We start from the raw sequence: 24,713 nt of genomic DNA, 5'->3' as shown, positions 1-24,713 counted from the left end.
GGTACCATGTCATCACGGGCGCCGCCGCGGGCGCAATATCTTGCCGACGAGTTGTCGGTACGTTTACTCCGTGAGGGCGCCGGCCAGCGCGTCCAGCCCGGCCCCGCCGGCCCAGCGCGCCCCGACCCCGCGGACCGACACCTGCCGTACGTCGTCCAGGACCTCCTCGTGGCCGACCGCCCGGGCGATCACCACGTGCAGCCGGTCGTCGGAGAGCTCCTCCACCTTGCCGTCGCCCCACTCGACGACCACGACGGACTCGGGCAGCGAGACGTCGAGGTCCAGGTCCTCCATCTCGTCCAGCCCGCCGCCCAGCCGGTACGCGTCCACGTGCACCAGCGGGGGCCCACCGCCCAGCGGCGGGTGTACACGGGCGATCACGAAGGTCGGCGAGGTCACGGCCCCGCGCACGCCCAGGCCCTCGCCGAGCCCGCGCGTCAGCGTGGTCTTGCCCGCGCCCAGCTCGCCGGTGAGCAGGACGAGGTCGCCCGGGCGCAGCAGGCCGGCGAGCCTGCGGCCCAGTTCGCGCATCGCGTCCGGGGAGTCGACGGTGATCCGGGTCTCGGCCCCGGCGCCGGCGCCTGCCTCAGGTCCCGGTGCCTGGCTGCGCTGTGCTTCCAGCGGTACTTCTTCCATGCCCGCCAACGTTAGTCGGTGCGGCGCCCGGGACCGCCCCGGTGCGCGCCAGCAGCTCGGTCAGCAGCCACGTCACCGTCTCCGGGTGCTCCAGCATCATCAGGTGCCCGGCGGACTCCAGGACCACCAGCTCGGCGCTCGGCAGCGCCTCCTTGATGGCCACGCTGTGCCCGGCCGGGGTGATCATGTCCTTGTCCCCGGCGATGACGGTGACGGGGATGTCCGCGAACCGCTGGAGCGCGGCGGTCTTGTCGTGGCTCTGGAAGGCCGGGTAGAACTCGGCGACCACGTCGATCGGGGTGGCCTCGATGAGCCGTTCCGCGAAGCGCGCGACGGCCGGGTCCACGTCCCGGGAACCGAACGAGTACATCTTGATCATGCCGGCGAAGAGGTCGGCGGTGGCCCTGCGGCCCTTCTCCACCAGCTCCACCTGCGAGCCGAGCGCCTTGAGCACGCCCGGCAGGATGCGGCGTACGGCACCGAGGCCGACGGAGGGCAGCCCGTACGTCACCTCGTCGAGGCGGCCGCTGGAGGTGCCGACCAGGGCGACGCCGACGACGCGGTCGCGTACGAGGTCGGGGAACTGCTCCGCGAATCCCATGATGGTCATACCGCCCATCGAGTGACCCACGAGGATCAGCGGGCCCTCCGGCGCGGCGGCGTCGATGACGGCCTTCAGGTCGCGGCCGAGCTGCTCGATGGTCACCGGATCGCCGTCCGCCTGGGCCAGTCCGCGGGCGCTGCGGCCGTGGCTGCGCTGGTCCCAGTAGAGCGAGCGGGCCACTCCGCGCAGGGCGGCGCGCTGGAAGTGCCAGGAGTCCTGGCCGAGGCAGTAGCCGTGGCAGAAGACGACGGTGGCCGGCGGGGCGGGCTTGCGGCGCAGCCGCGACCGCGGCCGCTTGTCGTCCTCGGGGAGCTCGTCGACCTCGTAGTAGAGCTCGGTGGCGTCCTCGGCCTGGCAGGTCCCCTGCGTCCCGCGCAGGGACCCGTAGTCGCCCGCGGCGTCGAGGGCGAGGCGCGCCTTCATGCGCATGCCGCGCCCGACGGTGATCCGTTCGACCGCGACACCGGCCGCCGCGCCCGCGGCTATCACGCCGATGGCGGCGCCGGCCCAGCCGGCCTTGCGCCAGTTCTCGCTCACGCCGCCGCCCTCACTCCGTCTCAGGCGCCCAGGTACACCCGGGGCACGCGCCCTCCGATACGGGTGACGATCTCATACGCGATCGTGTCCGACGCTTGAGCCCAGTCCTCGGCGGTGGGCTCGCCGCGCTCCGCGTCCCCGAAGATGACGGCTTCGTCGCCCACCGCGGCCGTGTCGCCGTCCAGGTCGACCACGAACTGGTCCATGGCCACGCGCCCGGCGACGTGGTGGATCCTGCCGCCGACGAGGACCGGGCCGCGCCCGGAGGCGTGCCGCGGGATGCCGTCGGCGTAACCGGCCGGAACCAGCGCGAGGGTGGTCTCGGCGTCGGTGACGTAGTGGTGCCCGTAGCTCACGCCGTGCCCGGCCGGGACGGCCTTGACCAGCGCGAGGGAGGCCTTGAGGGCCATGGCGGGCCGCAGGCCCAGCTGGGCCGGGGTGCCGAGCTCGGGCGCGGGCGAGACCCCGTAGACGGCCAGCCCGCAGCGCACGAGGTCGAAGTGGGACTCGGGCAGGGTGAGGGTGGCGGGCGAGTTGGCGATGTGCCGGACCTCGGGCTCGACGCCCTCCTTCTCGGCGTACGCGAGCATGTCGCGGAAGGCCGTGAGCTGGAGCTGGATGGACGGATGCCCGCGCTCGTCGGCGCAGGCGAAGTGCGACCACAGGCCGGTGACCCGGACGGTGCCCTCGGCCTGGGCGGCGACGGCCGCCCCCACGAGCTCCGCCCAGTCGCCGGGCTGGCAGCCGTTGCGGCCGAGTCCGGTGTCGGCCTTGAGCTGGATCCTGGCGGGCCGGCCCGCCGCCCTGGCGGCTTCCCGTACCTCGTCCAGGGCCCACATCCCGCTGACGGAGACGTCGAGGTCGGCCTCGACGGCTTCCCGCCAGGGCCCGCCGGGGGTCCACAGCCAGCACATGATCCGGCCCTCGACGCCGGCGGCGCGCAGCGCGAGCGCCTCGTCGGGCGTGGCGGTACCGAGCCAGGTGGCGCCGGCCTCCTGGGCGGCCTTGGCGCAGGCCAGGGCCCCGTGCCCGTAGGCGTCCGCCTTGACCACGGCCATCAGCTCGGCCCGGGGTGCCCGTTCGCGCAGCGCGCGCACGTTCCCCCGCACGGCATCGAGGTCGATCTCGGCGTACACACGCGTCGGTGTCTCGTTCATCCCCCACAGTCTCTCAGAACCCCCGCCTGCCCCCTGGTCGGGGCGCTGCGCGCGCCGCCGCCCCTGGGCGGCGCCCCGATGTTTCAGCCCCGCCGGCGTTTGAGGCGCGGGGTCCGGGGGCGGAGCCCCGATCTCCAGCCCCGCCGGCGCTTGAGGCGCGGGGTCCGGGGCGGCGCCCCGATCTCAGCCCCGCCGGCGCTTGAGGCGCGGGGTCCGGGGGCGGAGCCCCGATCTCAGCCCCGCCGGCGTTTGAGGCGTGGGGGTCCCCCCGGACGGAGTCTGGCGGAGGGTCCGGGGCGGCGCCCCGGCAGCGGCGCCGCACCTGGGCCCGTCACGGTCGGCGGACGTCCCGCCAGGCGCCGGGCAGGGCTTCGGCCACTTGCTGGGCCAGCACAGGGGCCCCGGAGCCGGCGGCCAGCCGTCCGGCCAGGCCGTGGAGGTACGCCGCCACCGACCCGGCGTCCGGCCCCGACAGTCCGGTCGCCAGCAGCGCACCGGCCAGCCCGGACAGCACGTCCCCGCTCCCGGCCGTGGCCAGCCACGGAGTACCGGTCGGGTTCACCCGGACGGGCGAACCGCCGGAGGCGACCAGCGTCGTCGAGCCCTTCAGCAGCACCGCCGCCCCGTACCGGCCCGAAAGCCGCCGTGCCACGCCCAGCCGCCCCGCTTCCACCGATTCCCGCGACACCCCCAGCAGCGCCGCCGCCTCCCCCGCGTGCGGGGTCAGCAGGGTCGGGGCCGTCCGGGCCCGCAGCACCTCGGCGTCCAGCCCGCGCAGCCCGTCCGCGTCGACCAGTACCGGCACGTCCTGCGCCAGCAGGTCCGCGACCTCCCCGCCGCGCCCCTCCCCCAGCCCCGGCCCGACCACCCACGCCTGTACGCGGCCCCGCCCGATCAGCGTCTCGGGGAAGCGCGCGAGCACGGCCTCCGCCGCCGGCCCCACGTACCGCACCGCGCCCGCGCCGCCCCGCAAGGCCCCCGCCACGGCCAGCACGGCCGCGCCCGGGTACTGGAGGGACCCGGCGGCGATCCCGACGACCCCCCGCCGGTACTTGTCGCTCGACGCCGTCGGCCCCGGCAGCCGCCCCGCCACATCCGCGTGCTGCAGGGCCTCCACGGCGGGGCCGGACAGCTGCAGCCCGATGTCCACCAGGTGCACCACGCCCGCCCGCGAGGCCCCGGGGTCGATCAGCAGCCCGGGCTTGTACGCCCCGAAGGTCACCGTCACATCGGCCGTGACGGCCGGCCCCGCCACCTCCCCGGTGTCCGCGTCCACCCCGCTCGGCAGGTCCACGGCGACCACGGGGACCCCCCGCGGGATCCGCTCCACCAGCGCGGCGGCCGCCGGCCGCAGCCCGCCCCGCCCGCCGATCCCGAGCAGCCCGTCCACCACGAGGTCCGCCCGCTGCGGGAGCTCCGGCTCGATCCGCCCGCCGGCGGCCCGCAGCGCGGCCAGCCCGCCCGCGTGCATCCGCTCGGGGTCCATCGGCACCGCCGTCACCCCGGCCCCGCGCCGGGCGAGGCGCGCCCCGGCGTAGAGCGCGTCGCCGCCGTTGTCGCCGGGCCCGACGAGCAGGACGACCCGCCCTCCGTAGACCTTGGGCAGCAGCCCCGCGCAGACGGCGGCCAGCCCCGCCGCGGCCCGCTGCATGAGGGCGCCTTCGGGCAATCGGGCCATCAGCTCGCGCTCGGCGGCCCGTACGGTCTCCACGCTGTAAGCAGTACGCATGGCACCAGCCTGCCCGACGAGGGGGGTTATCCCTCGGCGATGACCACGGCCGAGGCGACACCGGCGTCGTGACTCAGCGAGATGTGCCAGGACTTCACGCCCAGCGCCAGCGCCCGCGCCTCGACCGTCCCGGACACCCGCAGCCGCGGCTGCCCGGAGTCCTCCACATACACCTCGGCGTCCGTCCACAACAGGCCGCTGGGCGCGCCCAGCGCCTTGGCCAGCGCCTCCTTGGCCGCGAACCGGGCGGCGAGCGAGGCGATCCCGCGCCGCTCACCGCTCGGCAGCGTCAACTCGGCGTCGAGGAAGAGCCGCTGCGCCATGTTCGGCGTCCGCTCCAGCGCCGCGCCGAACCGCTCGATCTCCGCGACGTCGATCCCCACGCCGATAATCACAACGACAACCCCGCTTACTCCACCGTCACGGACTTTGCGAGGTTACGCGGCTGGTCCACCTCGTTCCCCCGCGCCGTCGCCAACTCGCAGGCGAACACCTGCAGCGGCACCGTCGCCACCAGCGGCTGGAGCAGCGTCGGCGTGGCCGGGATCCGGATCAGGTGGTCGGCGTACGGGACGACCGCCTCGTCACCCTCCTCCGCGATCACGATGGTCCGCGCCCCGCGCGCCCTGATCTCCTGGATGTTCGACACGATCTTGTCGTGGAGCACCGACCGCCCGCGCGGCGACGGGACGACCACCACGACCGGCAGGTCCTGCTCGATCAGCGCGATCGGCCCGTGCTTGAGCTCGCCCGCCGCGAAGCCCTCGGCGTGCATGTACGCCAGCTCCTTGAGCTTGAGCGCGCCCTCCAGCGCCACCGGGTACCCCACGTGCCGCCCGAGGAACAGCACGGTGTCCTTGTCGGCGAGGGACCGCGCGAGCGCCCGGACCGGCTCCATCGTCTCCAGTACGGTGTCCACCGCCGCGGCGATGTCCGACAGCTCGCGGATCACCGCCTCGATCTCGTCGCCCCACTTCGTGCCCCGTACCTGCCCGAGGTACAGCGCGACGAGGTAGCAGGCCACCAGCTGTGTCAGGAACGCCTTGGTCGAGGCGACGGCCACCTCGGGACCGGCGTGCGTGTACAGCACGGCATCGGACTCGCGCGGGATCGTCGACCCGTTCGTATTGCAGATGGCCAGCACCTTGGCGCCCTGCTCGCGCGCGTGCCGCAGCGCCATCAGGGTGTCCATGGTCTCGCCGGACTGCGAGATCGCGACCACCAGCGTCCGCTGGTCCAGGATCGGGTCGCGGTAGCGGAACTCGCTCGCCAGCTCCGTCTCGCACGGGATGCGGGTCCAGTGCTCGATGGCCAGCTTCGCGATCATGCCCGCGTGGTACGCCGTACCGCACGCCACGACCACGACCTTGTCGACCTCCCTGAGCACCGAGACGGGGATGCGCACCTCGTCCAGGGTCAGCGAGCCGCTCGCGTCGATCCTGCCCAGGAGGGTGTCGGCGACAGCCTTCGGCTGCTCGGCGATCTCCTTGAGCATGAAGTAGTCATAACCCCCCTTTTCGGCCGCCGAGGCGTCCCAGTCCACGTGGTACGCCCGCACGGACGCGGGCGAACCGTCGAAGTCGGTCACCGTGACCCCGTCGCGGCGGAGTTCGACGACCTGGTCCTGCCCCAGCTCGATCGCGGACCGGGTGTGGGCGATGAACGCGGCCACGTCCGAGGCGAGGAAGTGCTCTCCCTCTCCAACGCCCACCACCAGAGGCGAGTTCCGGCGCGCACCGACCACCACGTCCGGCTCGTCGGCGTGCACCGCGACCAACGTGAAGGCGCCCTCCAGCCGTCGGCACACCTGTCGCATCGCCGCCGCCAGGCCCCCGGTCGCCGAGAACTGCTCGGCGAGCAGGTGCGCCACCACCTCGGTGTCCGTCTCGGACTCCAGCCGGTGCCCGCGCTCGGCCAGTTCGGCGCGCAGCGCGGCGAAGTTCTCGATGATGCCGTTGTGCACGACGGCCACCCGCCCGGAGTTGTCCAGGTGGGGATGGGCGTTGACGTCGGTGGGTCCGCCATGGGTGGCCCACCGGGTGTGCCCGAGCCCGGTGGACCCGGTCGGCGGTGGGTTGCCGACCAGTTCCTTTTCCAGATTGACGAGCTTCCCGGCCTTCTTCACGGAGGTCAGGCCCCCGTCGGAGAGCACGGCGACGCCCGCCGAGTCGTAGCCGCGGTACTCCAGCCGCTTGAGTCCGGCGATGACCACATCGAGCGCCGACTGCGCTCCCACGTAACCCACAATTCCGCACATAGGCCGCAGCGTACGCCGAAGTCGGCCGCCTGCCCCGTACCCGAACAAGACGAAAACCCGCCCCGGCGAATGGCGCCGGAGCGGGGTTGACGTTCAGTCAGCCGGGGCAGTTCAGCCGAGCTTCTTGACCTGCGCGTCGACGACGGCCTTCGGCTGCTCGGCGGTGCCGGCCAGGCTCAGGGCCGAGAAGGTCGCGAGGGTGTTGCCCTTGCGGACGACCACGAGCTCCATGCTCATCACGTCGCCGTCCGCGTCACCCGTCACGGTGTACGCGAGGGCCTCGTCGCCCGCGGTGACGGCAGCGCCCGGGGCCACCTTCGTGATCTTGAGGGAGTCGCCGCCCTGGCCGCCGGTGTAGCCGCCGGCGCAGGCCGTGCCCGCGGTCTTCACCGCCGCGAAGGCCTCCTCCGCGCCCTTGCCCTCGTACGAGGCGAGGGTGACCGACGTGGCGGTGGCGCCCAGGGCGCCCAGGGCGGCCTTGGCCTTCTCCTCGGGGCTGGCGTCCGCGGCGGGCTCCTTGCCCTTGGCGACGGCCTTGGTCCGGGCCGTGCCCGCGGCGGTGCCGACCGGGTTCATGGACTGCGCCGAGACCAGCGGCTGGCACTGCGGCTTGTCGCTCTTCGCACCGGCCGCGGCGGCCGCCTCGGCCGGCGTGGCCTCCTTGACGACGTGGTCCGGCAGGTCGGCCTGGACCACGATCACACCGGCCAGCTCGGCGTTCGTCTTCGCCTTGGCGGCGGCGGCCGGGGCCGACGAGGACGCGGGGGCCGACGGCTTGGCGTCCGTCTTGGTGTCGGCCTTGTCGCTGCCGCAGGCGGTGGCCAGCAGGGCCAGGGACACCGCGGACGCGGTCAGGACGGTACGACGGACAAGAGCGGTACGCACGAAGATCTCCCCCATGGAACACAACGGATTCAGGGCAGCACGAAGAGTTCCTCCGAGCCGCGGTGATCCACAATGTACGGGCCGTTCGATCACCCGATCGGGATTTTTCGCGTCCCGCACTGATTGTGACCAGGGCGAGACCCCCCCTTGCCCCGAATCGAGACCGCCCCCGCCACAACCGCCGGACCCGCCTCTCCCCGCCCCCACCCCCCGCTCCGTACGTGACCGACCACACCACCCACAACCGCCCCCGAGCCCCGACAATGGCGGTGTGATCACTTCGCCGCCACGAAGCAGCACGCCGGACAGCGCAACGGAGCGCAACGGCCGGGACGGGCACCCCACGCGCCCCGCCCACCGCCGGGGCCCCGAGCCCTCGCCGTACGTCGACCTCACCCGTGCCGAGTGGAGCGCCCTGCGCGAGCGGACCCCGCTGCCGCTCACCGCCGACGAGGTCGAGCGGCTCCGCGGCCTCGGCGACGTCATCGACCTCGACGAGGTCCGCGACGTCTACCTGCCGCTGTCCCGCCTCCTGAACCTGTACGTCGGCGCCACCAGCAATCTCCGGGGCACCCTCAACACCTTCCTCGGCGACGCGGGCAACGGCCACGGCGCCCAGCAGGGCACCCCCTTCGTCATAGGGGTCGCCGGCTCGGTCGCCGTCGGCAAGTCCACCGTGGCCCGTCTGCTCCAGGCGCTCCTCGCCCGCTGGCCCGAGCACCCGCGCGTGGAGCTCGTCACCACCGACGGCTTCCTGTACCCGATGAAAGAGCTCCAGCGGCGCGGCCTCACCTCCCGCAAGGGCTTCCCCGAGTCCTACGACCGCCGCGCGCTCACCCGCTTCGTCGCCGACATCAAGGCCGGCAAGGACGAGGTCCGGGCCCCGGTCTACTCGCACCTGATCTACGACATCGTGCCGGGCGAGGAGCTCGTCGTACGCCGCCCCGACATCCTCATCGTCGAGGGCCTCAACGTGCTCCAGCCGGCCCTGCCCGGCAAGGACGGCCGGACCCGCGTCGGCCTCGCCGACTACTTCGACTTCAGCGTGTACGTGGACGCGCGCCCCGAGGACATCGAGCGCTGGTACCTCAACCGCTTCCGGAAGCTGCGCGAGACCGCCTTCCAGAATCCTTTCTCCTACTTCCGCAAGTACACCCAGGTCTCCGAGGAGGAGGCCCTGGAGTACGCGCAGACGATGTGGCGGACCATCAACAAGCCCAACCTGCTGGAGAACGTGGCCCCCACCCGCGGCCGCGCCACGCTGGTCGTGCGCAAGGGCCCGGACCACAAGGTCCAGAAGCTGAGCCTTCGCAAGCTCTGACCCCGCTCCCCGGACCGAATACTCTGCGGGCATGCTGCATCTGCGGATGATCACCCCGCACCACCTCACGGACCAGGTGGTGGAGCTGATCGACAAGACGGTCGGCACCACTCACCTGGTCGTACTGACCGGCGCCGCCCGCAACCCCGAGGGCGATCTCGTGCTGTGCGACGTCGCCCGCGAGGCGGCCGACGAGCTCCTCCAGGAGATGCGCGGGCTCGGCATCGACAAGACCGGCTCGATCGCCGTCGAGAACATCGACCTGTCGATCTCCAAACGCGCCGAAGCCGCGGAGGAGGAGGCGCCGGGCGAGGCCGCCGACGCGGTGGTCTGGGAACAGCTCGCCGAGTCGACGCACGAGGAATCCACCCTCACGATCACCTACAGCGTCTTCATGATCGTGGCGACGATGATCGCGGCCTGCGGCGTGGTCCTGGACAACGCGATCCTGATCGTGGGCGCCATGGCGGTCGGCCCTGAATTCGGCCCGCTCGCCGGCATCTGCACGGGCCTGGTGCAGCGCCGGCCGCGGCTCGCCGGGCGGTCGCTCTTCGCGCTGGTGATCGGCTTCGCGGCGGCGATCGTGGCGACGACGGTCTTCAGTCTGGGGATGGACGCGCTCGGCCTGTTCCACGAGGGAATGCTCGACGACCCCCGGCCCAACACCAGCTTCATCTGGCAGCCCGACCCGTTCTCCTTCGTCGTGGCACTGCTCGCCGGCGTGGCCGGCATGATGTCGCTGACGTCGGCGAAGGCCGGTGCGCTGGTCGGCGTGGCGATCTCCGTCACCACCGTCCCGGCGGGCGCCAACGCGGCCGTGGCACTCAGCTACGGAGATTTCGCCCAGATGTGGGGCTCGGCCATCCAGCTGGCGCTCAACCTGGGCGGCATCATCCTCTCCGGCACGCTCACCCTCATCGCCTGGAAACTGCTGTGGCGCACCCAGCAGAGCCGGATGATCCGGCAGCCGGGTGCGCCAGGAGCGGCGAACGGCGGGGGTTAGCCGAGCGCCGACTTCACGACGTCCGCGAGCCGGCCGGCCACCGCGCGGGCCTGCTCGATGTCGGCGGCCTCCACCATCACCCGTACGAGCGGCTCCGTACCCGACGGACGGAGCAGCACCCGCCCGGTCGTGCCCAGCTCGCGCTCGGCGTCGGCCACCGCCGCCGCCAGCTCCCCGGAGGTCCCGACCCGGGACTTGTCCACGTCGGGAACGTTGATCAGCACCTGCGGCAGCCGCTGCATGACGCCGACCAGCTCCGCCAGGGACTTGCCGGTGGCCGCGACCCGCGCCGCCAGCAGCAGGCCGGTCAGCGTGCCGTCACCGGTCGTCGCGTGGTCGAGGATGATCACGTGGCCGGACTGCTCGCCGCCCAGCGCGTAGCCGTGCTCCTTCATCGACTCCAGCACGTACCGGTCGCCGACCCCGGTCTGCACGACCTGGATGCCCTCGCCCTCCATGGCCAGCTTGAAGCCCAGGTTGGACATCACGGTGCCGACCACGGTGTTCTCGCGCAGCTGCCCGGCCTCGCGCATGGCCAGCGCCAGCACCGCGAGGATCTGGTCGCCGTCGACCTCCGCGCCGGTGCCGTCCACGGCCAGGCAGCGGTCCGCGTCACCGTCGTGCGCGATGCCGAAGTCGGCGCCGTGCTCGACCACGGCCGCCTTGAGCAGTCCGAGGTGGGTGGAGCCGCAGCCGTCGTTGATGTTCAGGCCGTCCGGCTCGGCGCCGATCGTGACGATCTCCGCGCCAGCCCGGGCGAAGGCCTCGGGCGAGACGTACGCGGCCGCGCCGTGGGCCTCGTCCAGGACGATCTTCAGGCCGTCGAGGCGGTTGGGGAGCACCCCGATGAGGTGGGCGACGTACTTCTCGAAGCCCTCGGTGTAGTCGGAGACGCGGCCGACGCCGGAGCCGGTGGGCCGGTCCCAGGGAGCGCCGGTGCGGTGCTCCTCGTAGACGGACTCGATGCGGTCCTCCAGCTCGTCGGCGAGCTTGTGGCCGCCGCGCGCGAAGAACTTGATCCCGTTGTCGGGCATGGCGTTGTGGCTGGCGGAGAGCATCACGCCGAGGTCGGCACCCAGCGCACCGGTGAGATACGCCACCGCCGGGGTGGGCAGCACACCGACGCGCAGGACGTCCACGCCCGCGCTCGCGAGGCCGGCCACGACCGCCGCCTCAAGGAATTCGCCCGAGGCCCGGGGATCCCGGCCGACCACGGCGGTCGCCCTGTGACCCGCGAACGTACCCGCCTCGGCCAGTACGTGGGCTGCCGCCACGGAGAGGCCGAGCGCGAGCTCCGCCGTCAGATCCGCGTTGGCAACGCCGCGTACACCGTCCGTCCCGAAGAGTCGTCCCACTGTTGTCCTCCCGAGTTTCCGCTTCGCTTTGTGACCGCTTGTGACAGGTATTTGCCGCTTGTGGCGGTAAACGAACCGCCCCGGCAGCACAGAGAGTGCTGCCGGGGCGGTTTCGTTGCAGAACAGCAGGCGCAGATTAACGCTTGCTGTACTGCGGAGCCTTACGGGCCTTCTTGAGACCGGCCTTCTTGCGCTCGACCGCACGGTCGTCGCGGGAGAGGAAGCCGGCCTTCTTCAGCGCCGGGCGGTTGTTGTCCACGTCCGCCTCGTTCAGCGCACGGGCCACACCGAGGCGCAGGGCGCCGGCCTGGCCGGAGACGCCGCCACCCGCGATGCGGGCGATGATGTCGTAGCGGTTGTCCAGCTCAAGGAGCTTGAACGGCTCGTTGACTTCCTGCTGGTGCACCTTGTTGGGGAAGTAGTCCTCAAGGGTGCGACCGTTGATCTTCCACTTGCCGGTGCCCGGAACGATCCGGACGCGGGCGATGGCGTTCTTGCGACGGCCCAGGCCGGCGGCCGGCTGGGGGTCGCCGAAGCGACCGGCAAGGGACTCGGAGGTGTAGTCGCCCTCGACGACGACCTCAGACTCGCTGGTGTACTCCTCGACGTTGCCCTCGAACTCGTCGACGGGGGTCGTCTCGGCGGTGGTCTCGGCCACGATGCTCCTCAGAATTTTCTACGTCTTAGGGGGTGGCCGGAACTACTGCGCGACCTGGGTGATCTCGAACGGCACCGGCTGCTGGGCAGCGTGGGGGTGCTGGTCGCCCGAGTAGACCTTCAGCTTCGAGAGCATCTGACGGCCCAGGGTGTTCTTGGGGAGCATGCCCTTGACGGCCTTCTCGACGGCCTTCTCCGGGTTGTTCGCCAGGAGGTCGTCGTAGCGCACGGAGCGGAGACCGCCCGGGTAGCCGGAGTGGCGGTACGCCATCTTCTGGGACGCCTTGTTGCCGGACAGGTGAACCTTGTCGGCGTTGACGATGATGACGAAGTCGCCCATGTCCATGTGGGGGGCGTAAGTCGGCTTGTGCTTACCCCGCAGGAGGGCAGCGGCCTGGGTCGCCAGACGGCCGAGGACAACGTCCTGGGCGTCGATGACGAGCCACTGGCGCGAGATGTCGCCGGGCTTGGGGCTGAACGTACGCACGCGTATGCCTTCGCTTCTTCAGTGGTGGTATCCCAAGGGCGCAAGCCCCACGGGAAGGTCCTGACAGGGTCACCACGGACGATCACGACAGCCCTCGTTCACATCGGGGACGCAACCCGTGTGAACCGCTGGTCATCGGTCCGGTGGACCGGCGCAAGGCCCTTTCACGTGAGAATGAGAAAGCCAATACGCATAACAAACCAGCAGGATACCCAAGCAGACCCTTACGGGTCAAAACGCGGTCCGCGATGCCGATTCTGCTGGCGTCGCGGCGCACTCCGGTTCGGTCCTGGGTGGGGACCCCGCAGTTGTTACGGGCTCCAGAGTAACCCGACCGGAGCGCAGCGCACGACGCGCCAGCAGAATCGAGAGCCCGCACAGGGTGGCGCAGTCCTTGAACGCCCGCCGCTTCGCCTCCAGCTCCCGGGGCCACGGAATCCCCGCCACCTGAGGCCCCAGGGCCGCCCAGAACCAGGGCGAGCGGGGCATCGAGCCCGGCCGCACCGCCGAGGCCAGCAGCAGCGGCAGCACCACCAGCAGGTAGTGGTCGAAGGACGGCCGCGAGACCAGGAATGCGGCGAGCATCACCATGCAGGCCGTCTCCACGAGCCGCAGCTCTCCCCCGTCCGTCTCGTCGTGCGTACGCCGCCACCGCGTCCAGGCCGCCCACAGCCCCGCCCCGGCGCCCGCGAAGGCCACCAGCACCGCCAGCGGCTCCGGCACCCCCAGCCGCGGCAGCACCGCGATCGGCGAGGCGTCCCACGGCAGCGCGTAGGAGTCCTGCCCCTGGAGCAGGAACGGCAGGGTCTTGGTGAAGAACAGCGACGGGTTCGGCATCAGCAGCGCGCCGGCCAGCGACATCCCCAGCGGCACCAGCACGGCCGCGGCCAGCCCCCGCCACCGCCGGGCCAGCAGGAAGACCAGCCCCATCGGCACCAGCATCGGCTTGCAGGCGATGGCCAGCCCCACCACCAGCCCGGCCGCCCCCCAGTGGCGCCGGTGCGCGAGCAGCAGCGCCACCGGCAGCGCGGCCGCCGAGATGGCCGTCCAGTTGCCGATCAGCACGAGGTTCACGTACGGCTTGTAGGCGAGGGCCAGGACCGGGAAGCCCACCACCGCGAAACGCGAGCGCAGCGGCACCGAGAACAGCCGCAGCGCCGCCAGCCAGCCCGCGCCCAGCAGCGCGGACATCCCGACCGGCAGGGTCCACCTCAGCACCGTCTGCGGAAGCAGCGCCTCGGGCACCGCCATCAGCACGGCGCTGGGCAGGTACAGGAAGCGCTTGTCCTCGTACGGGGACCCGCCCGCCAGCAGCGTTTCCGCGGCCTTGACCACGAAGGCGTTGTCCGAGCCCCAGTTCTCCCGCAGGCTCGTGGAGACGGCGATTCCCAGGAGCACGGCGAGCGAGAGGAGCTGCCAGGGCCGTGAGGCGGGCCGCAGCAGCCAGTCGATCAGCCGGTTGCCGGAGGTCTGGGTCTCCCACTTCATGAGCCAGATGCTAGGCCGCAGCCCCACGGCGACTTCCCCTCACTCCGGCAGGGGCGGTCTCCCCCTAGCGCTTGCGTTCGACTCTACGTTCGTCCCAGACGGGTTCCCGAGTCTCCCGCACAACACCGTCCGAACCGAAGACCAGGTAACGGTCAAAAGTGCGCGCGAACCAGCGGTCGTGTGTGACACACAGCACAGTTCCCTCGTACGCCTCCAGACCGTCCTGCAGCGCCTCCGCGGATTCCAGGTCCAGGTTGTCCGTCGGCTCGTCCAGCAGCAGCGCCGTGGTCCCCGCCAGCTCCAGCAGCAGGATCTGGAAACGCGCCTGCTGGCCGCCCGAGAGCTTCTCGAACGGCTGGTCGCCCTGGCGCTCCAGCTCGTAGCGGCGCAGGGCCCCCATCGCCTGGCCCAGGGGCTTGGCCGCCTCCGTCCACAGGATGTCGACGAGGGTGCGGCCGAAGAGCTCCGGGTGCGCGTGCGTCTGCGCGAAGTGGCCGGGAACCACCCGTGCGCCCAGCTTCCAGTTACCCGTGTGCTTGACGTCCTCGCCCGCCAGCAGCCGCAGGAAGTGCGACTTGCCCGAGCCGTTCGAGCCGAGCACCGCGACCCGCTCCCCGTAGAAGACCTCCAGGGAGAACGGCTTCATCAGCCCCGTGAGTTCCAGGTTCTCCACAGTCAGCGCCCGCACGCCGGTCCGTCCGCCCTTGAGCCGCATCTTGATGTCCTGCTCGCGCGGCGGCTCCGGCGGCGGGCCGGCCTCCTCGAACTTCTGGAATCGGGTCTGCATCGCCCGGTAGCGCGAGGCCATGTCGGGGCTGGAGGCGGCCTGGTTGCGCAGCCGCAGCACCAGGGCCTTCAGCCGGGCGTGCTCCTCGTCCCAGCGCCGCTTGAGCTCCTCGAAGCGCGCGAAGCGCTCCTTGCGGGCCTCGTGGTACGTCGCGAAGCCGGAGCCGTGCACCCACACGTCGCTGCCCATCGGGCTCGCCTCAAGGCTGATGATCTTCTCGGCGGCCTGGGTGAGCAGCTCCCGGTCGTGGGAGACGAACAGCACGGTCTTGCGGGTGGCCTTCAGCTGCTCCTCCAGCCACCGCTTGCCCGGGACGTCGAGGTAGTTGTCCGGCTCGTCGAGCAGCAGCACCTCGTCCGGACCGCGCAGCAGCGCCTCCAGCACGAGCCGCTTCTGCTCACCGCCCGAGAGCGTGCGCACCTCGCGGAACTGCGCGGTGTCGTACGGGATCGCCAGCGCGGCCATGGTGCAGACGTCCCACAGGGTCTCCGCCTCGTAGCCCTGGACGTCCGCCCAGTCGCTGAGCGCCTGCGCGTACGCCATCTGCGCGGCCTCGTCGTCGACCGTGAGGATCAGCTGCTCGGCCCGGTCCACGGCCTTCGCGGCCTCCCGGATCCGCGGCTGGGCCACGGAGACCAGCAGGTCCCGCACGGTCGTCTCGTCCCGTACGGAGCCCACGAACTGCGACATCACGCCGAGCCCGCCGCTGATGGTGACCCCGCCGCCGTGCGGCTGGAGCTCGCCGGAGACCAGCTTGAGCAGGGTGGTCTTGCCGGCCCCGTTCGCCCCGACCAGGGCGACCACCGAGCCCTCCCCCACGCGGAAGGAGACGTCGGGGAGCAGGACCCGCCCGTCGGGAAGGTAGTACTCCAGGTGGCTGGCTTCGAGATGTCCCATGCCGGGCATTGTCCCGGTCGGGCCGCGATCCGCCCAAACGGATTAGCAGCAGCCCGCCCCGGGAAGGGTCCGCATGTTCCGGGCCTCCTTGCTGCGCGCGGCCAGCAGCTCGTCCGCCGGGTAGCCGACCTCCTCCAGGGTCAGCCCGTGCGGCTTGACCACGTGCACCGAGGAGTCCCGTACGGCCGCCTCCAGCACCTTGCCGGGCCAGTCGGTCGGCCGGTGGCCGTCGCCGACGTGCAGCAGGGCCCCCACCAGCGAGCGGACCATGTTGTGGCAGAAGGCGTCGGCGCGGACGGTCGCCGTGATGATCCCGTCGTCGCCGCGCTCCCAGCTGAGCTGCTGGAGCGTACGGATGGTCGTGGCGCCCTCGCGCTTCCTGCAGTACGCGGCGAAGTCGTGCTCGCCGAGCAGCGGGGCGGCGGCCTCGTTCATGGCGTCCACGTCGAGGGGCCACTGGTGCCACAGCACGTGGCCGCGGCGCAGCGGGTCGACGCCGCCCTGGTGATCGCCGACGCGGTAGGCGTAGCGGCGCCAGATGGCCGAGAACCGCGCGTTGAAGCCCTCGGGGGCCTCGGCGACCTTCCACACCCGGATATCGTGCGGCAGCCGGCCGGCGAGGCGGCGCAGCAGCTTGTCGTGGTGCTCGGCCCACACCTCTTCGGCCAGGTCGAACTGCGCGACCTGCCCGCGGGCATGCACGCCCGCGTCCGTACGCCCGGCCACGGTCAGCTCGACCGGCTCGGACAGCCGCATCACGGTCTTCAGGGCCGATTCCAGCTCCCCCTGGACGGTCCGCAGCACGCGCTGCTTCGCCCAGCCGGAGAAGTCCTTGCCGTCGTAGCTCAGGTCCAGCCGCACCCGGACGTGCCCGGGCTCCACCTCGTCACTCACGTGACAGATCCTCTCAGAGTCGCCGAAATGCAGATCGGGCCCGCCCCCGGAAGGGGCGGGCCCGATCAAAGCCGATCAAGCAAGCTCGATCCCGAAGCGGGATCAGGCCTCCTTGGTCTCCTCGGCGGGGGTCTCGGTGGCCTCGGCCTTGGCCTCCGCCTCCTTGACCGCGCGCTTGGTGGCGGCCTCGGCCTCACCGGTGGCCTGCTGGGCGACCGTAAGGGCCTCGACCAGCTCGATCACGGCCATCGGGGCGTTGTCGCCACGACGGTTGCCGATCTTGGTGATGCGCGTGTAACCACCGGGGCGGTTCTCGTAGCGCGGGGCGATCTCGGTGAACAGCGTGTGCACGATGCTCTTGTCCGTGATCGTCTGCAGCACCAGGCGACGGTTGTGGATGTCGCCCTTCTTGGCCTTGGTGACCAGACGCTCGGCGTAGGGACGCAGGCGACGGGCCTTGGCCTCGGTGGTGGTGATGCGGCCGTGCTCGAAGAGCGCCTTCGCGAGGTTCGCGAGAAGGTGCTTCTCGTGCGCGGCGCTGCCGCCCAGACGGGCACCCTTTGCGGGACGCGGCATGGTGTTACTCCTTCATATCTGCACCGGCCGTGTCAGGTACCGGTGTCAGTTCCCCCGAGGCGGATGCCGCGGGAAAGATCTACGGGTGCTGCTTAGTACTGCTCGGTCTCGACGAAACCGGCGTCCGCGTCGTCGTCGGCGCCGAAGGCGTCGGCGGCGGCGGTCGGGTCGAATCCGGGCGGGCTGTCCTTGAGGGCCAGGCCCATGCCGGCCAGCTTCGCCTTGACCTCGTCGATCGACTTCGCACCGAAGTTGCGGATGTCGAGCAGGTCGGCCTCGGAACGCGCCACGAGCTCACCCACGGAGTGGATGCCCTCGCGCTTGAGGCAGTTGTACGAGCGGACCGTGAGCTCGAGCTCCTCGATCGGCAGCGCCAGGTCGGCGGCCAGGGCGGCGTCCGTCGGGGACGGGCCCATGTCGATGCCCTCGGCGTCGATGTTGAGCTCGCGCGCCAGACCGAACAGCTCGACCAGGGTCTTGCCGGCGGACGCCATGGCGTCACGCGGGCGCATGGCCTGCTTGGTCTCGACGTCGACGATCAGCTTGTCGAAGTCGGTGCGCTGCTCGACTCGGGTCGCCTCGACCTTGTAGGTGACCTTGAGGACCGGGCTGTAGATGGAGTCGACCGGGATACGGCCGATCTCCTGGCCCAGCTGCTTGTTCTGGACGGCGGAGACGTAGCCGCGACCGCGCTCGACGGTCAGCTCCATCTCCAGCTTGCCCTTGCCGTTGAGCGTGGCGAGGACCAGGTCCGGGTTGTGCACCTCGACACCGGCCGGGGGCGCGATGTCGGCAGCGGTGACCAGGCCGGGACCCTGCTTGCGCAGGTACATCACGACCGGCTCGTCGTGCTCCGAGGAGACGACCAGCTGCTTGATGTTGAGGATGATGTCGGTGACGTCTTCCTTGACACCCGGCACGGTGGTGAACTCGTGCAGGACGCCGTCCACGCGGATGCTGGTGACAGCGGCACCCGGGATCGAGGACAGGAGCGTACGGCGCAGGGAGTTGCCGAGGGTGTAGCCGAAGCCCGGCTCCAGCGGCTCGATCACGAACCGCGAGCGGTACTCGTCGACGACCTCTTCGGTCAGCGAAGGACGCTGAGCGATAAGCATGTCTGTGTTCCTTCAGTCGTGGACGCCCACTATTTGACGCCCGACGGGATGCCGTACCGGGGTACGGCTACTACAAGGGTACGGGCGGTACGTCCCCCGAAGGGTTCGTACCGCCCGGACACTCAAGAACGCACAAGTGCGTCCGCTGCGTCAGACGCGGCGGCGCTTCGGCGGGCGGCAGCCGTTGTGCGGGGTGGGGGTGACGTCCTGGATCGAGCCGACCTCGAGGCCGGTGGCCTGGAGGGAGCGGATCGCGGTCTCGCGGCCGGAGCCCGGACCCTTGACGAAGACGTCAACCTTGCGCATGCCGTGCTCCTGCGCGCGGCGGGCGGCCGACTCGGCGGCCATCTGCGCGGCGAAGGGGGTGGACTTGCGCGAGCCCTTGAAGCCCACGTGGCCGGCGGAGGCCCAGGAGATCACGTTGCCCGAGGGGTCGGTGATCGAAACGATGGTGTTGTTGAACGTGCTCTTGATGTGGGCGTGCCCGTGAGCGACGTTCTTCTTTTCCTTGCGGCGCACCTTCTTGGCAGCGCCCTGACGACCCTTGGGGGGCATCTAAATCTCCTACGGGAGGTGGTCGGTCCTACAGCGCAAGACCGCTGAACAGGACTACTTCTTGCCCGGCTTCTTCTTACCGGCGATCGCGCGACGCGGGCCCTTGCGGGTACGCGCGTTCGTGCTGGTGCGCTGACCGTGCACCGGCAGGCCACGACGGTGGCGGATGCCCTGGTAGCACTGGATCTCGATCTTGCGGCGAATGTCGCCCTGGATCTCGCGGCGGAGGTCACCCTCGGTACGGAGGTTGGCGTCCACGTACTCGCGGATCTTGACGAGGTCCTCTTCGGCCAGGTCACGAACGCGGGTGTTCGGGTTCACGCCGGTGGAGGCGAGGATCTCCTTGGACCGGGTGCGCCCGATACCGAAGACGTAGGTGAGTGCGATCTCCACACGCTTTTCGCGCGGGATGTCAACACCGGAAACGCGTGCCACAAATGGCTCCTGTGTGATCGGGGGTCTTCCGCAGAACCACTCCCGACCGCCGACCACCCTTGATGGATGGTGGTACGTCCGGGTCCCCGGCCCCCGCCGGAGGTACCGCCGGCCCCGTACAGGGCTGGGCGGGTTCTGCGTATGTACGTTTTCTTACGTCGCGCGAAGAACTGCGGAAGGCAGGTCGGTCGGCGTGCGTCAGCCCTGGCGCTGCTTGTGGCGCAGGTTGTCGCAGATGACCATGACCCGACCGTGACGGCGGATCACCTTGCACTTGTCGCAGATCTTCTTGACGCTCGGCTTGACCTTCATGTTGGTGAGGTTCTCCGGGTCAGTGCCACCACCCGCGCCGGGACAAGACGCCCAGGCGGGAGTGAAGACAAGATCTACTTGTATCGGTAGACGATCCGGCCACGCGTCAGGTCGTACGGAGACAGCTCCACGACGACCCGGTCATCAGGGAGGATGCGGATGTAGTGCATGCGCATCTTGCCGCTGATGTGCGCGAGGACCTTGTGACCGTTCTGGAGTTCCACCTTGAACATCGCGTTCGGGAGGGACTCGATCACGGTGCCCTCGATTTCGATGGCACCTTGCTTCTTGGCCACGCTTCGCCTTTCGAATCGGCTACCTTGATCGGCCTCGCGCGCCATGCAGGCATGGAAGTGCACGAGAGCCGACGAGTCAGTCTACGTCAGGGCACCCAGAAAGACGAATCCGGAAAGTTTGCCCCAGAGTGTAGATCATTACGCCAGAGGGTCCGGAGCCGTGGTGACCCCGGCCCCTCTTCCCCATGCCGCTCTCGCGGGCTCGGCGCTGGCGCGCCTCAGATGCTTCGAGCGGCTGCGCCGGACTCCGTCCGTCGACCACCCGGCCGGGGGACGCGGAGCATGGGCCCGGGCGCCGGCGTCAGCCCAGAGGGTCCGGAGCCGTGGTGACCCCGTACTCCGCCAGCTTCGCCTTGCCGCAGTCCGGGCTCGTCAGGACGATGGGTCCGTCCTCGGTCAGGGCGATGGAGTGCTCCCAGTGCGAGGACCAGGTGCCGTCCGTCGTGATGACCGTCCAGTCGTCCGCCAGGACCTCGGTCTGGGCCGTGCCCAGGGAGACCATCGGCTCGATCGCCAGGCAGACGCCCGGGACCAGCTTGATCCCCTTGCCCCGCTTGCGCGAGACGTAGTTCAGCAGGTGGGGGTCCATGTGCATCTCGGACCCGATGCCGTGGCCGCCGTAGTCCTCGATGATCCCGAACTTGCCGAGGCTGTGCTCACCGGTGGACGGGCGCGGCTGGCGCTTGATGTACGTCTCGATCGCCTTCGAGATGTCCACGAGGCGGTTGCCGAGCTTCATGGCGGCGATACCGGCCCACATGGACTCCTCGGTCACCCGGGAGAGCTCCACGAGCTCAGGGGCGTGCCCGGTGCCCACGAAGGCGGTGTACGCCGCGTCCCCGTGCCAGCCGTCGACGATCGCGCCGGCGTCGATCGAGATGATGTCGCCGTCCTTGAGGACCGTCTTGTCGTCCGGGATGCCGTGGACGACGACCTCGTTCACCGAGGTGCAGATGGTCGCGGGGAAACCGCCGTAGCCGAGGAAGTTCGACTTGGCCCCGGCGTCCGCGATGACCTTGCGGGCCACCATGTCCAGATCCCGTGTCGTGGCGCCCGGGACGGCCGCCTCACGGGTCGCCGCGTGGATCGCGGCGACGACCAGCCCTGCCTCGCGCATCTTCGCGATCTGCTCGGGGGTCTTGATCTGCACCATGGGACGGGCCTTCCCTCTTTTGCGGCTGAACCGCCGCCGCTCTCGCGGAGGTGGTTGATCTCCGCTGTGGTTCCTCAATTATTGGCTGATGTCACAAGAAGCCGCTTCATGCAGATGGCCGCGGCGCCCCGAGGGCACCGCGGCCGTACCTGCACAACAACGGGTGACTACTTCTGCAGCGCTTCCATCGCGCGCTTCGTGACGTCCGCGACCTCACCGAGGGCGGGGATGGTCACGAGCAGGCCCTGGGCCTTGTAGAAGTCGATGATCGGCTCGGTCTGCGTGTGGTAGACCTCCAGCCGGTTGCGGACCGTGCCCTCCGAGTCGTCGCCGCGCTGGTACAGCTCGCCGCCGCAGGTGTCGCAGACACCCTCTGTCTTCGGCGGGGCGTACGTGACGTGGAAGACGTGCGCGGAGTCGTTGCGGCAGATCCGGCGGCCGGCGATCCGCTTGACGACCTCGTCCTCCTCGACCTCCAGGTCGAGGACGGCGTCGAGCTTCATACCCGCGGCCTGGAGCATCTCGTCGAGCGCCTCGGCCTGGGAGACGTTGCGCGGGAAGCCGTCGAGCAGGAAGCCGTTCACCGCGTCGGGCTGCTCCATGCGGTCCTTGGCCATGCCGATGGTGATCTCGTCGGGGACGAGGTCGCCGGCATCCATGAACGCCTTGGCGCGCAGGCCGAGCTCGGTGTTCTGGCTGATGTTGGCCCGGAACAGGTCGCCCGTGGAGATGTGCGGGATCGACAGGTTCTTGGCAAGGAACGCGGCCTGCGTTCCCTTGCCCGCACCGGGCGGTCCAACGAGGACGATTCGCATCAGCGGAGGAACCCTTCGTAATTACGCTGCTGGAGCTGGCTCTCGATCTGCTTCACGGTTTCCAGACCCACACCCACGATGATCAGGATGCTCGTCCCGCCGAACGGGAAGTTCTGGTTCGCTCCGAAGCCCGCCAACGCCATCGTCGGCACAAGAGCGATGAGACCCAGGTACAGCGACCCCGGCCAAGTGATCCGGTTGAGCACGTAGCTCAAGTACTCGGCGGTAGGTCGACCGGCACGAATACCCGGGATGAACCCACCATACTTCTTCATGTTGTCTGCAACTTCCTCGGGGTTGAACGAGATCGCCACGTAGAAGAACGCGAAGAAGACGATCAGGAGGAAGTAGGTCGCGATGTAGTACGGGTGGTCGCCCTTGACGAAGTGCTTCTGGATCCAGGTGGCCCAGCCGGCGGTGGAGCCGCTGAACTGGACGATCAGCGCCGGGATGTACAGCAGCGACGAGGCGAAGATGACGGGGATGACACCCGCCTGGTTCACCTTGAGCGGGATGTAGGTCGAGGTACCGCCGTAAGCACGGCGGCCGATCATGCGCTTCGCGTACTGGACCGGGATCCGGCGCTGCGCCTGCTCGACGAAGACCACCAGGGCGACCATCGCGAGGCCGACGAGGATGACGACACCGAACTCGACCCAGCCGTCGGCGATCTTGCCCTGGAGCTTGATCTGCCAGAGGGCGCCGATGAAGCCGGCGGCGATCGAGATGAACATGAGGATCGACATGCCGTTGCCGATGCCGCGGTCGGTCACGAGCTCACCGAGCCACATGACGACACAGGTACCGGCGGTCATGGTGACCACCATGACGATCGTGGTGAAGATCGACCGGTCCGGGACGATCTGGCTGGCGACCTGGCAGCCCTGGAACAGGGCACCAGTGCGGGCGGTGGCGACGAGGCCGGTGCCCTGCAGGATCGCGAGTGCGACCGTCAGATAGCGCGTGTACTGAGTGATCTTCGCCGTGCCGGACTGTCCCTCTTTTTTGAGGTTCTCCAGCTTCGGGATGACCACGGTCAGCAGCTGCAGGATGATGCTCGCGGTGATGTACGGCATGATGCCGAGCGCAAAGATCGTGATCTGCAGCAGCGCACCGCCGCTGAACATGTTGACGAGACCGAACAGCCCGTTGCTGCTGCCTGCCTGGTCGACACAGATCTGAACGTTCTTGTAGCTCACGCCGGGTACCGGGATGTGGGACCCGAGCCGGAACAGCACGATGATGCCGAGCGTGAAGAGCAGCTTCTTGCGCAGGTCGGGCGTCTTGAACGCCCGGGCGAACGCGGTGAGCACGGTGCCTCCTGCGACCCCCGCGCTACTGCGTCAGAGGTGACGGTCTGAGGGATCGACGAATACGACAAAGCAAAGGTGCACGCCACCTTACCGGCGAGTGTGCCTCCCGTGGAACGACCGACCGGGGATGCCCCATATGTGAGGCATCCCCGGTCGGGTTTCGAGCTATTTGGTCACTGGATTCGTCTTAGACGAGCTCGGTGACCGTGCCGCCGGCAGCGGCAATCTTCTCCTTGGCGGAGGCGGAGACGGCGTCAACCGAAACCTGCAGCGCCACGGAGAGCTCGCCCTGGCCCAGGACCTTGACGAGGCTGTTCTTGCGAACCGCGCCCTTGGCGACCAGGTCGGCCACCGTGACCTCTCCACCCTCGGGGTAGAGAGCGCCGAGCTTGTCCAGGTTGACAACCTGGAACTCGGTGCGGAACGGGTTCTTGAAGCCCTTGAGCTTCGGCAGGCGCATGTGGAGGGGCATCTGCCCACCCTCGAAGCGCTGCGGGATCTGGTAGCGGGCCTTCTGGCCCTTCGTACCACGACCGGCCGTCTTACCCTTCGACGCCTCACCACGACCGACACGGGTCTTCGCGGTCTTGGCGCCGGGGGCGGGACGGAGGTTGTGGGCCTTCAGCGGGCTGTTCTCAGCCATGTTAGTCAACCTCCTCAACCGTCACGAGGTGGCGGACGGTGTGAACCATTCCGCGGAACTCGGGGCGGTCCTCCTTGACGACCACGTCGTTCAGGCGCTTGAGCCCGAGCGAACGCAGAGTGTCGCGGTGGTTCTGCTTGCTGCCGATGTACGACTTCGTCTGCGTGATCTTGAGGCGAGCCATTACGCACCCGCCCCAGCACGTGCACGAAGGAGAGCCGCGGGGGCGACGTCCTCGAGGGGCAGACCACGGCGAGCCGCGATCTCCTCGGGACGCTGCAGGCCCTTGAGGGCCGCCACGGTCGCGTGCACGATGTTGATCGCGTTCGAAGAGCCGAGCGACTTCGACAGGATGTCGTGAACGCCGGCGCACTCCAGAACGGCGCGCACCGGGCCACCGGCGATAACACCGGTACCGGGGGAAGCCGGCTTCAGGAGCACGACGCCCGCGGCACGCTCGCCCGTGATCGGGTGAGGGATGGTGCCCTGGATGCGCGGAACCTTGAAGAAGGACTTCTTGGCTTCCTCGACACCCTTGGCGATGGCCGCGGGAACTTCCTTGGCCTTGCCGTAACCGACACCTACAGTGCCGTCACCGTCGCCCACCACGACCAGCGCGGTGAAGCTGAAGCGGCGACCACCCTTGACAACCTTGGCGACGCGGTTGATCGCGACAACGCGCTCAACGTAAGCGGTCTTCTCGGCGGCAGGGCCACCGTCGCGACCCTTCCGGTCCCGCCGCTCGCCGCCACCGGCACCGCTTCCGCGGCGCTGGGGTCCAGCCATTGGATTACCTCTCTCTGTTA

The 24,713-nt window shown here is 70.1% G+C and carries 27 protein-coding genes; 2 read left to right on the top strand and 25 right to left on the bottom strand.

The genetic code is table 11. From position 1 onward, the window contains the following. Window positions 1-63 precede the first annotated feature (63 nt). The 7 genes from tsaE to ACGFYQ_RS23730 form a co-directional block, all read right to left on the bottom strand. Window positions 64-636 (bottom strand): tRNA (adenosine(37)-N6)-threonylcarbamoyltransferase complex ATPase subunit type 1 TsaE, encoded by a 573-nt coding sequence (tsaE, locus tag ACGFYQ_RS23760; protein WP_393746952.1) that lies wholly within the window; start codon window positions 634-636, stop codon window positions 64-66. After that, entirely contained in the window at window positions 587-1,777 is a 1,191-nt protein-coding gene (locus tag ACGFYQ_RS23755) for an alpha/beta fold hydrolase (protein ID WP_393746950.1), read from the bottom strand. Before ACGFYQ_RS23755 ends, tsaE begins: the two co-directional genes overlap by 50 nt. 20 nt (window positions 1,778-1,797) lie before the next feature. Next, window positions 1,798-2,934: an alanine racemase gene (gene alr, locus ACGFYQ_RS23750; protein ID WP_393746948.1), complete on the bottom strand. Its 1,137-nt coding sequence runs from the start codon at window positions 2,932-2,934 to the stop codon at window positions 1,798-1,800. Window positions 2,935-3,265: 331 nt separating this feature from the next. Beyond that, window positions 3,266-4,663 (bottom strand): NAD(P)H-hydrate dehydratase, encoded by a 1,398-nt coding sequence (locus tag ACGFYQ_RS23745; protein WP_393746946.1) that lies wholly within the window; start codon window positions 4,661-4,663, stop codon window positions 3,266-3,268. A gap of 26 nt (window positions 4,664-4,689) precedes the next feature. Continuing rightward, a complete protein-coding gene (locus ACGFYQ_RS23740) occupies window positions 4,690-5,058 on the bottom strand; it encodes a holo-ACP synthase (RefSeq protein ID WP_393746944.1) in 369 nt (122 codons plus the stop codon). A gap of 14 nt (window positions 5,059-5,072) precedes the next feature. Beyond that, entirely contained in the window at window positions 5,073-6,920 is a 1,848-nt protein-coding gene (gene glmS, locus ACGFYQ_RS23735) for a glutamine--fructose-6-phosphate transaminase (isomerizing) (protein WP_393746942.1), read from the bottom strand. A 111-nt stretch (window positions 6,921-7,031) separates the two neighbouring features. Continuing rightward, window positions 7,032-7,805: a hypothetical protein gene (locus ACGFYQ_RS23730; protein WP_393746940.1), complete on the bottom strand. Its 774-nt coding sequence runs from the start codon at window positions 7,803-7,805 to the stop codon at window positions 7,032-7,034. A 271-nt stretch (window positions 7,806-8,076) separates the two neighbouring features. Here ACGFYQ_RS23730 and coaA point away from each other — a divergent pair, with 271 nt between their 5' ends. Together coaA and ACGFYQ_RS23720 are read left to right on the top strand one after the other, a co-directional pair. Next, window positions 8,077-9,126, top strand: a complete 1,050-nt coding sequence (gene coaA / locus ACGFYQ_RS23725; protein ID WP_393746938.1) for a type I pantothenate kinase — start codon at window positions 8,077-8,079, stop codon at window positions 9,124-9,126. Between the two features lie 31 nt (window positions 9,127-9,157). Then, window positions 9,158-10,129 carry a DUF389 domain-containing protein gene (locus tag ACGFYQ_RS23720; protein ID WP_393746936.1) on the top strand — a complete coding sequence of 324 codons (972 nt, stop codon included), beginning with the start codon at window positions 9,158-9,160 and terminating at the stop codon, window positions 10,127-10,129. Here ACGFYQ_RS23720 and glmM read toward each other — a convergent pair. From glmM to rpsE, 18 genes are all read right to left on the bottom strand, one after another. Next, on the bottom strand, window positions 10,126-11,484 hold the full coding sequence (gene glmM / locus ACGFYQ_RS23715; protein WP_393746934.1) for a phosphoglucosamine mutase: 1,359 nt from the start codon (window positions 11,482-11,484) through the stop codon (window positions 10,126-10,128). The two genes, ACGFYQ_RS23720 and glmM, sit on opposite strands and share 4 nt — an antisense overlap. Before the next feature lie 136 nt (window positions 11,485-11,620). Beyond that, the gene (rpsI, locus tag ACGFYQ_RS23710; protein WP_215143970.1) at window positions 11,621-12,142 is read right to left on the bottom strand and encodes a 30S ribosomal protein S9; all 522 of its coding nucleotides are present in this window, start codon (window positions 12,140-12,142) and stop codon (window positions 11,621-11,623) included. 42 nt (window positions 12,143-12,184) lie between these two features. Then, on the bottom strand, window positions 12,185-12,628 hold the full coding sequence (rplM, locus tag ACGFYQ_RS23705) for a 50S ribosomal protein L13 (protein ID WP_393746931.1): 444 nt from the start codon (window positions 12,626-12,628) through the stop codon (window positions 12,185-12,187). A 231-nt stretch (window positions 12,629-12,859) separates the two neighbouring features. Continuing rightward, window positions 12,860-14,116 carry a glycosyltransferase family 87 protein gene (locus tag ACGFYQ_RS23700; protein WP_393746929.1) on the bottom strand — a complete coding sequence of 419 codons (1,257 nt, stop codon included), beginning with the start codon at window positions 14,114-14,116 and terminating at the stop codon, window positions 12,860-12,862. Window positions 14,117-14,180: 64 nt separating this feature from the next. Further along, a complete protein-coding gene (locus ACGFYQ_RS23695) occupies window positions 14,181-15,809 on the bottom strand; it encodes an ABC-F family ATP-binding cassette domain-containing protein (protein ID WP_393746927.1) in 1,629 nt (542 codons plus the stop codon). Window positions 15,810-15,842: 33 nt separating this feature from the next. Then, window positions 15,843-16,694 (bottom strand): tRNA pseudouridine(38-40) synthase TruA, encoded by an 852-nt coding sequence (gene truA / locus ACGFYQ_RS23690; protein WP_393746925.1) that lies wholly within the window; start codon window positions 16,692-16,694, stop codon window positions 15,843-15,845. Window positions 16,695-16,796: 102 nt separating this feature from the next. Then, window positions 16,797-17,270: a 50S ribosomal protein L17 gene (gene rplQ, locus ACGFYQ_RS23685; RefSeq protein WP_319733898.1), complete on the bottom strand. Its 474-nt coding sequence runs from the start codon at window positions 17,268-17,270 to the stop codon at window positions 16,797-16,799. 92 nt (window positions 17,271-17,362) lie between these two features. Next, on the bottom strand, window positions 17,363-18,385 hold the full coding sequence (locus ACGFYQ_RS23680; protein ID WP_007265920.1) for a DNA-directed RNA polymerase subunit alpha: 1,023 nt from the start codon (window positions 18,383-18,385) through the stop codon (window positions 17,363-17,365). A 150-nt stretch (window positions 18,386-18,535) separates the two neighbouring features. Further along, a complete protein-coding gene (gene rpsK, locus ACGFYQ_RS23675; protein WP_003956432.1) occupies window positions 18,536-18,940 on the bottom strand; it encodes a 30S ribosomal protein S11 in 405 nt (134 codons plus the stop codon). A 54-nt stretch (window positions 18,941-18,994) separates the two neighbouring features. Then, the gene (gene rpsM, locus ACGFYQ_RS23670) at window positions 18,995-19,375 is read right to left on the bottom strand and encodes a 30S ribosomal protein S13 (RefSeq protein WP_007265919.1); all 381 of its coding nucleotides are present in this window, start codon (window positions 19,373-19,375) and stop codon (window positions 18,995-18,997) included. A gap of 198 nt (window positions 19,376-19,573) precedes the next feature. Next, on the bottom strand, window positions 19,574-19,687 hold the full coding sequence (rpmJ, locus tag ACGFYQ_RS23665; RefSeq protein WP_003956441.1) for a 50S ribosomal protein L36: 114 nt from the start codon (window positions 19,685-19,687) through the stop codon (window positions 19,574-19,576). 74 nt (window positions 19,688-19,761) lie between these two features. Beyond that, window positions 19,762-19,983, bottom strand: coding sequence for a translation initiation factor IF-1 (gene infA, locus ACGFYQ_RS23660; RefSeq protein ID WP_003956442.1), 222 nt, complete (start codon window positions 19,981-19,983; stop codon window positions 19,762-19,764). Between the two features lie 301 nt (window positions 19,984-20,284). Beyond that, entirely contained in the window at window positions 20,285-21,136 is an 852-nt protein-coding gene (gene map, locus ACGFYQ_RS23655; protein WP_393746922.1) for a type I methionyl aminopeptidase, read from the bottom strand. A gap of 167 nt (window positions 21,137-21,303) precedes the next feature. Then, complete coding sequence (locus ACGFYQ_RS23650; protein WP_393746920.1) at window positions 21,304-21,951, bottom strand: adenylate kinase; 648 nt, start codon at window positions 21,949-21,951, stop codon at window positions 21,304-21,306. Beyond that, the gene (secY, locus tag ACGFYQ_RS23645; RefSeq protein WP_385401583.1) at window positions 21,951-23,264 is read right to left on the bottom strand and encodes a preprotein translocase subunit SecY; all 1,314 of its coding nucleotides are present in this window, start codon (window positions 23,262-23,264) and stop codon (window positions 21,951-21,953) included. Before secY ends, ACGFYQ_RS23650 begins: the two co-directional genes overlap by 1 nt. Before the next feature lie 187 nt (window positions 23,265-23,451). Next, on the bottom strand, window positions 23,452-23,907 hold the full coding sequence (gene rplO / locus ACGFYQ_RS23640) for a 50S ribosomal protein L15 (protein WP_008739693.1): 456 nt from the start codon (window positions 23,905-23,907) through the stop codon (window positions 23,452-23,454). A gap of 1 nt (window position 23,908) precedes the next feature. Further along, window positions 23,909-24,091 (bottom strand): 50S ribosomal protein L30, encoded by a 183-nt coding sequence (gene rpmD / locus ACGFYQ_RS23635; RefSeq protein WP_005313525.1) that lies wholly within the window; start codon window positions 24,089-24,091, stop codon window positions 23,909-23,911. After that, window positions 24,091-24,693 carry a 30S ribosomal protein S5 gene (gene rpsE, locus ACGFYQ_RS23630; protein ID WP_073912880.1) on the bottom strand — a complete coding sequence of 201 codons (603 nt, stop codon included), beginning with the start codon at window positions 24,691-24,693 and terminating at the stop codon, window positions 24,091-24,093. Before rpsE ends, rpmD begins: the two co-directional genes overlap by 1 nt. Between the last annotated feature and the right edge of the window lie 20 nt (window positions 24,694-24,713).

It is taken from the genome of Streptomyces sp. NPDC048258 (assembly GCF_043201995.1).
In the GTDB taxonomy this organism is placed as follows: Bacteria; Actinomycetota; Actinomycetes; order Streptomycetales; family Streptomycetaceae; genus Streptomyces.
The sequence above is the reverse complement of the archived record's forward strand: the minus strand, read 5'-3'. Positions and strand labels throughout refer to the sequence as shown.

Excerpts from the sequence above, each read along its gene's own strand:
- tsaE (WP_393746952.1), bottom strand. The coding sequence starts at position 636 with ATGGAAGAAGTACCGCTGGAAGCACAGCGCAGCCAGGCACCGGGACCT.
- rpmD (WP_005313525.1), bottom strand. The coding sequence starts at position 24,091 with ATGGCTCGCCTCAAGATCACGCAGACGAAGTCGTACATCGGCAGCAAG.
- ACGFYQ_RS23650 (WP_393746920.1), bottom strand. The coding sequence starts at position 21,951 with ATGCGAATCGTCCTCGTTGGACCGCCCGGTGCGGGCAAGGGAACGCAG.
- map (WP_393746922.1), bottom strand. The coding sequence starts at position 21,136 with ATGGTGCAGATCAAGACCCCCGAGCAGATCGCGAAGATGCGCGAGGCA.
- rpsK (WP_003956432.1), bottom strand. The coding sequence starts at position 18,940 with ATGCCCCCCAAGGGTCGTCAGGGCGCTGCCAAGAAGGTGCGCCGCAAG.
- rpsE (WP_073912880.1), bottom strand. The coding sequence starts at position 24,693 with ATGGCTGGACCCCAGCGCCGCGGAAGCGGTGCCGGTGGCGGCGAGCGG.
- rplQ (WP_319733898.1), bottom strand. The coding sequence starts at position 17,270 with ATGCCGCGTCCCGCAAAGGGTGCCCGTCTGGGCGGCAGCGCCGCGCAC.
- glmS (WP_393746942.1), bottom strand. The coding sequence starts at position 6,920 with ATGTGCGGAATTGTGGGTTACGTGGGAGCGCAGTCGGCGCTCGATGTG.
- ACGFYQ_RS23680 (WP_007265920.1), bottom strand. The coding sequence starts at position 18,385 with ATGCTTATCGCTCAGCGTCCTTCGCTGACCGAAGAGGTCGTCGACGAG.
- ACGFYQ_RS23700 (WP_393746929.1), bottom strand. The coding sequence starts at position 14,116 with ATGAAGTGGGAGACCCAGACCTCCGGCAACCGGCTGATCGACTGGCTG.
- rpmJ (WP_003956441.1), bottom strand. The coding sequence starts at position 19,687 with ATGAAGGTCAAGCCGAGCGTCAAGAAGATCTGCGACAAGTGCAAGGTG.
- rplO (WP_008739693.1), bottom strand. The coding sequence starts at position 23,907 with ATGGCTGAGAACAGCCCGCTGAAGGCCCACAACCTCCGTCCCGCCCCC.
- ACGFYQ_RS23745 (WP_393746946.1), bottom strand. The coding sequence starts at position 4,663 with ATGCGTACTGCTTACAGCGTGGAGACCGTACGGGCCGCCGAGCGCGAG.
- ACGFYQ_RS23695 (WP_393746927.1), bottom strand. The coding sequence starts at position 15,809 with ATGCCCGGCATGGGACATCTCGAAGCCAGCCACCTGGAGTACTACCTT.
- ACGFYQ_RS23720 (WP_393746936.1), top strand. The coding sequence starts at position 9,158 with ATGCTGCATCTGCGGATGATCACCCCGCACCACCTCACGGACCAGGTG.
- alr (WP_393746948.1), bottom strand. The coding sequence starts at position 2,934 with ATGAACGAGACACCGACGCGTGTGTACGCCGAGATCGACCTCGATGCC.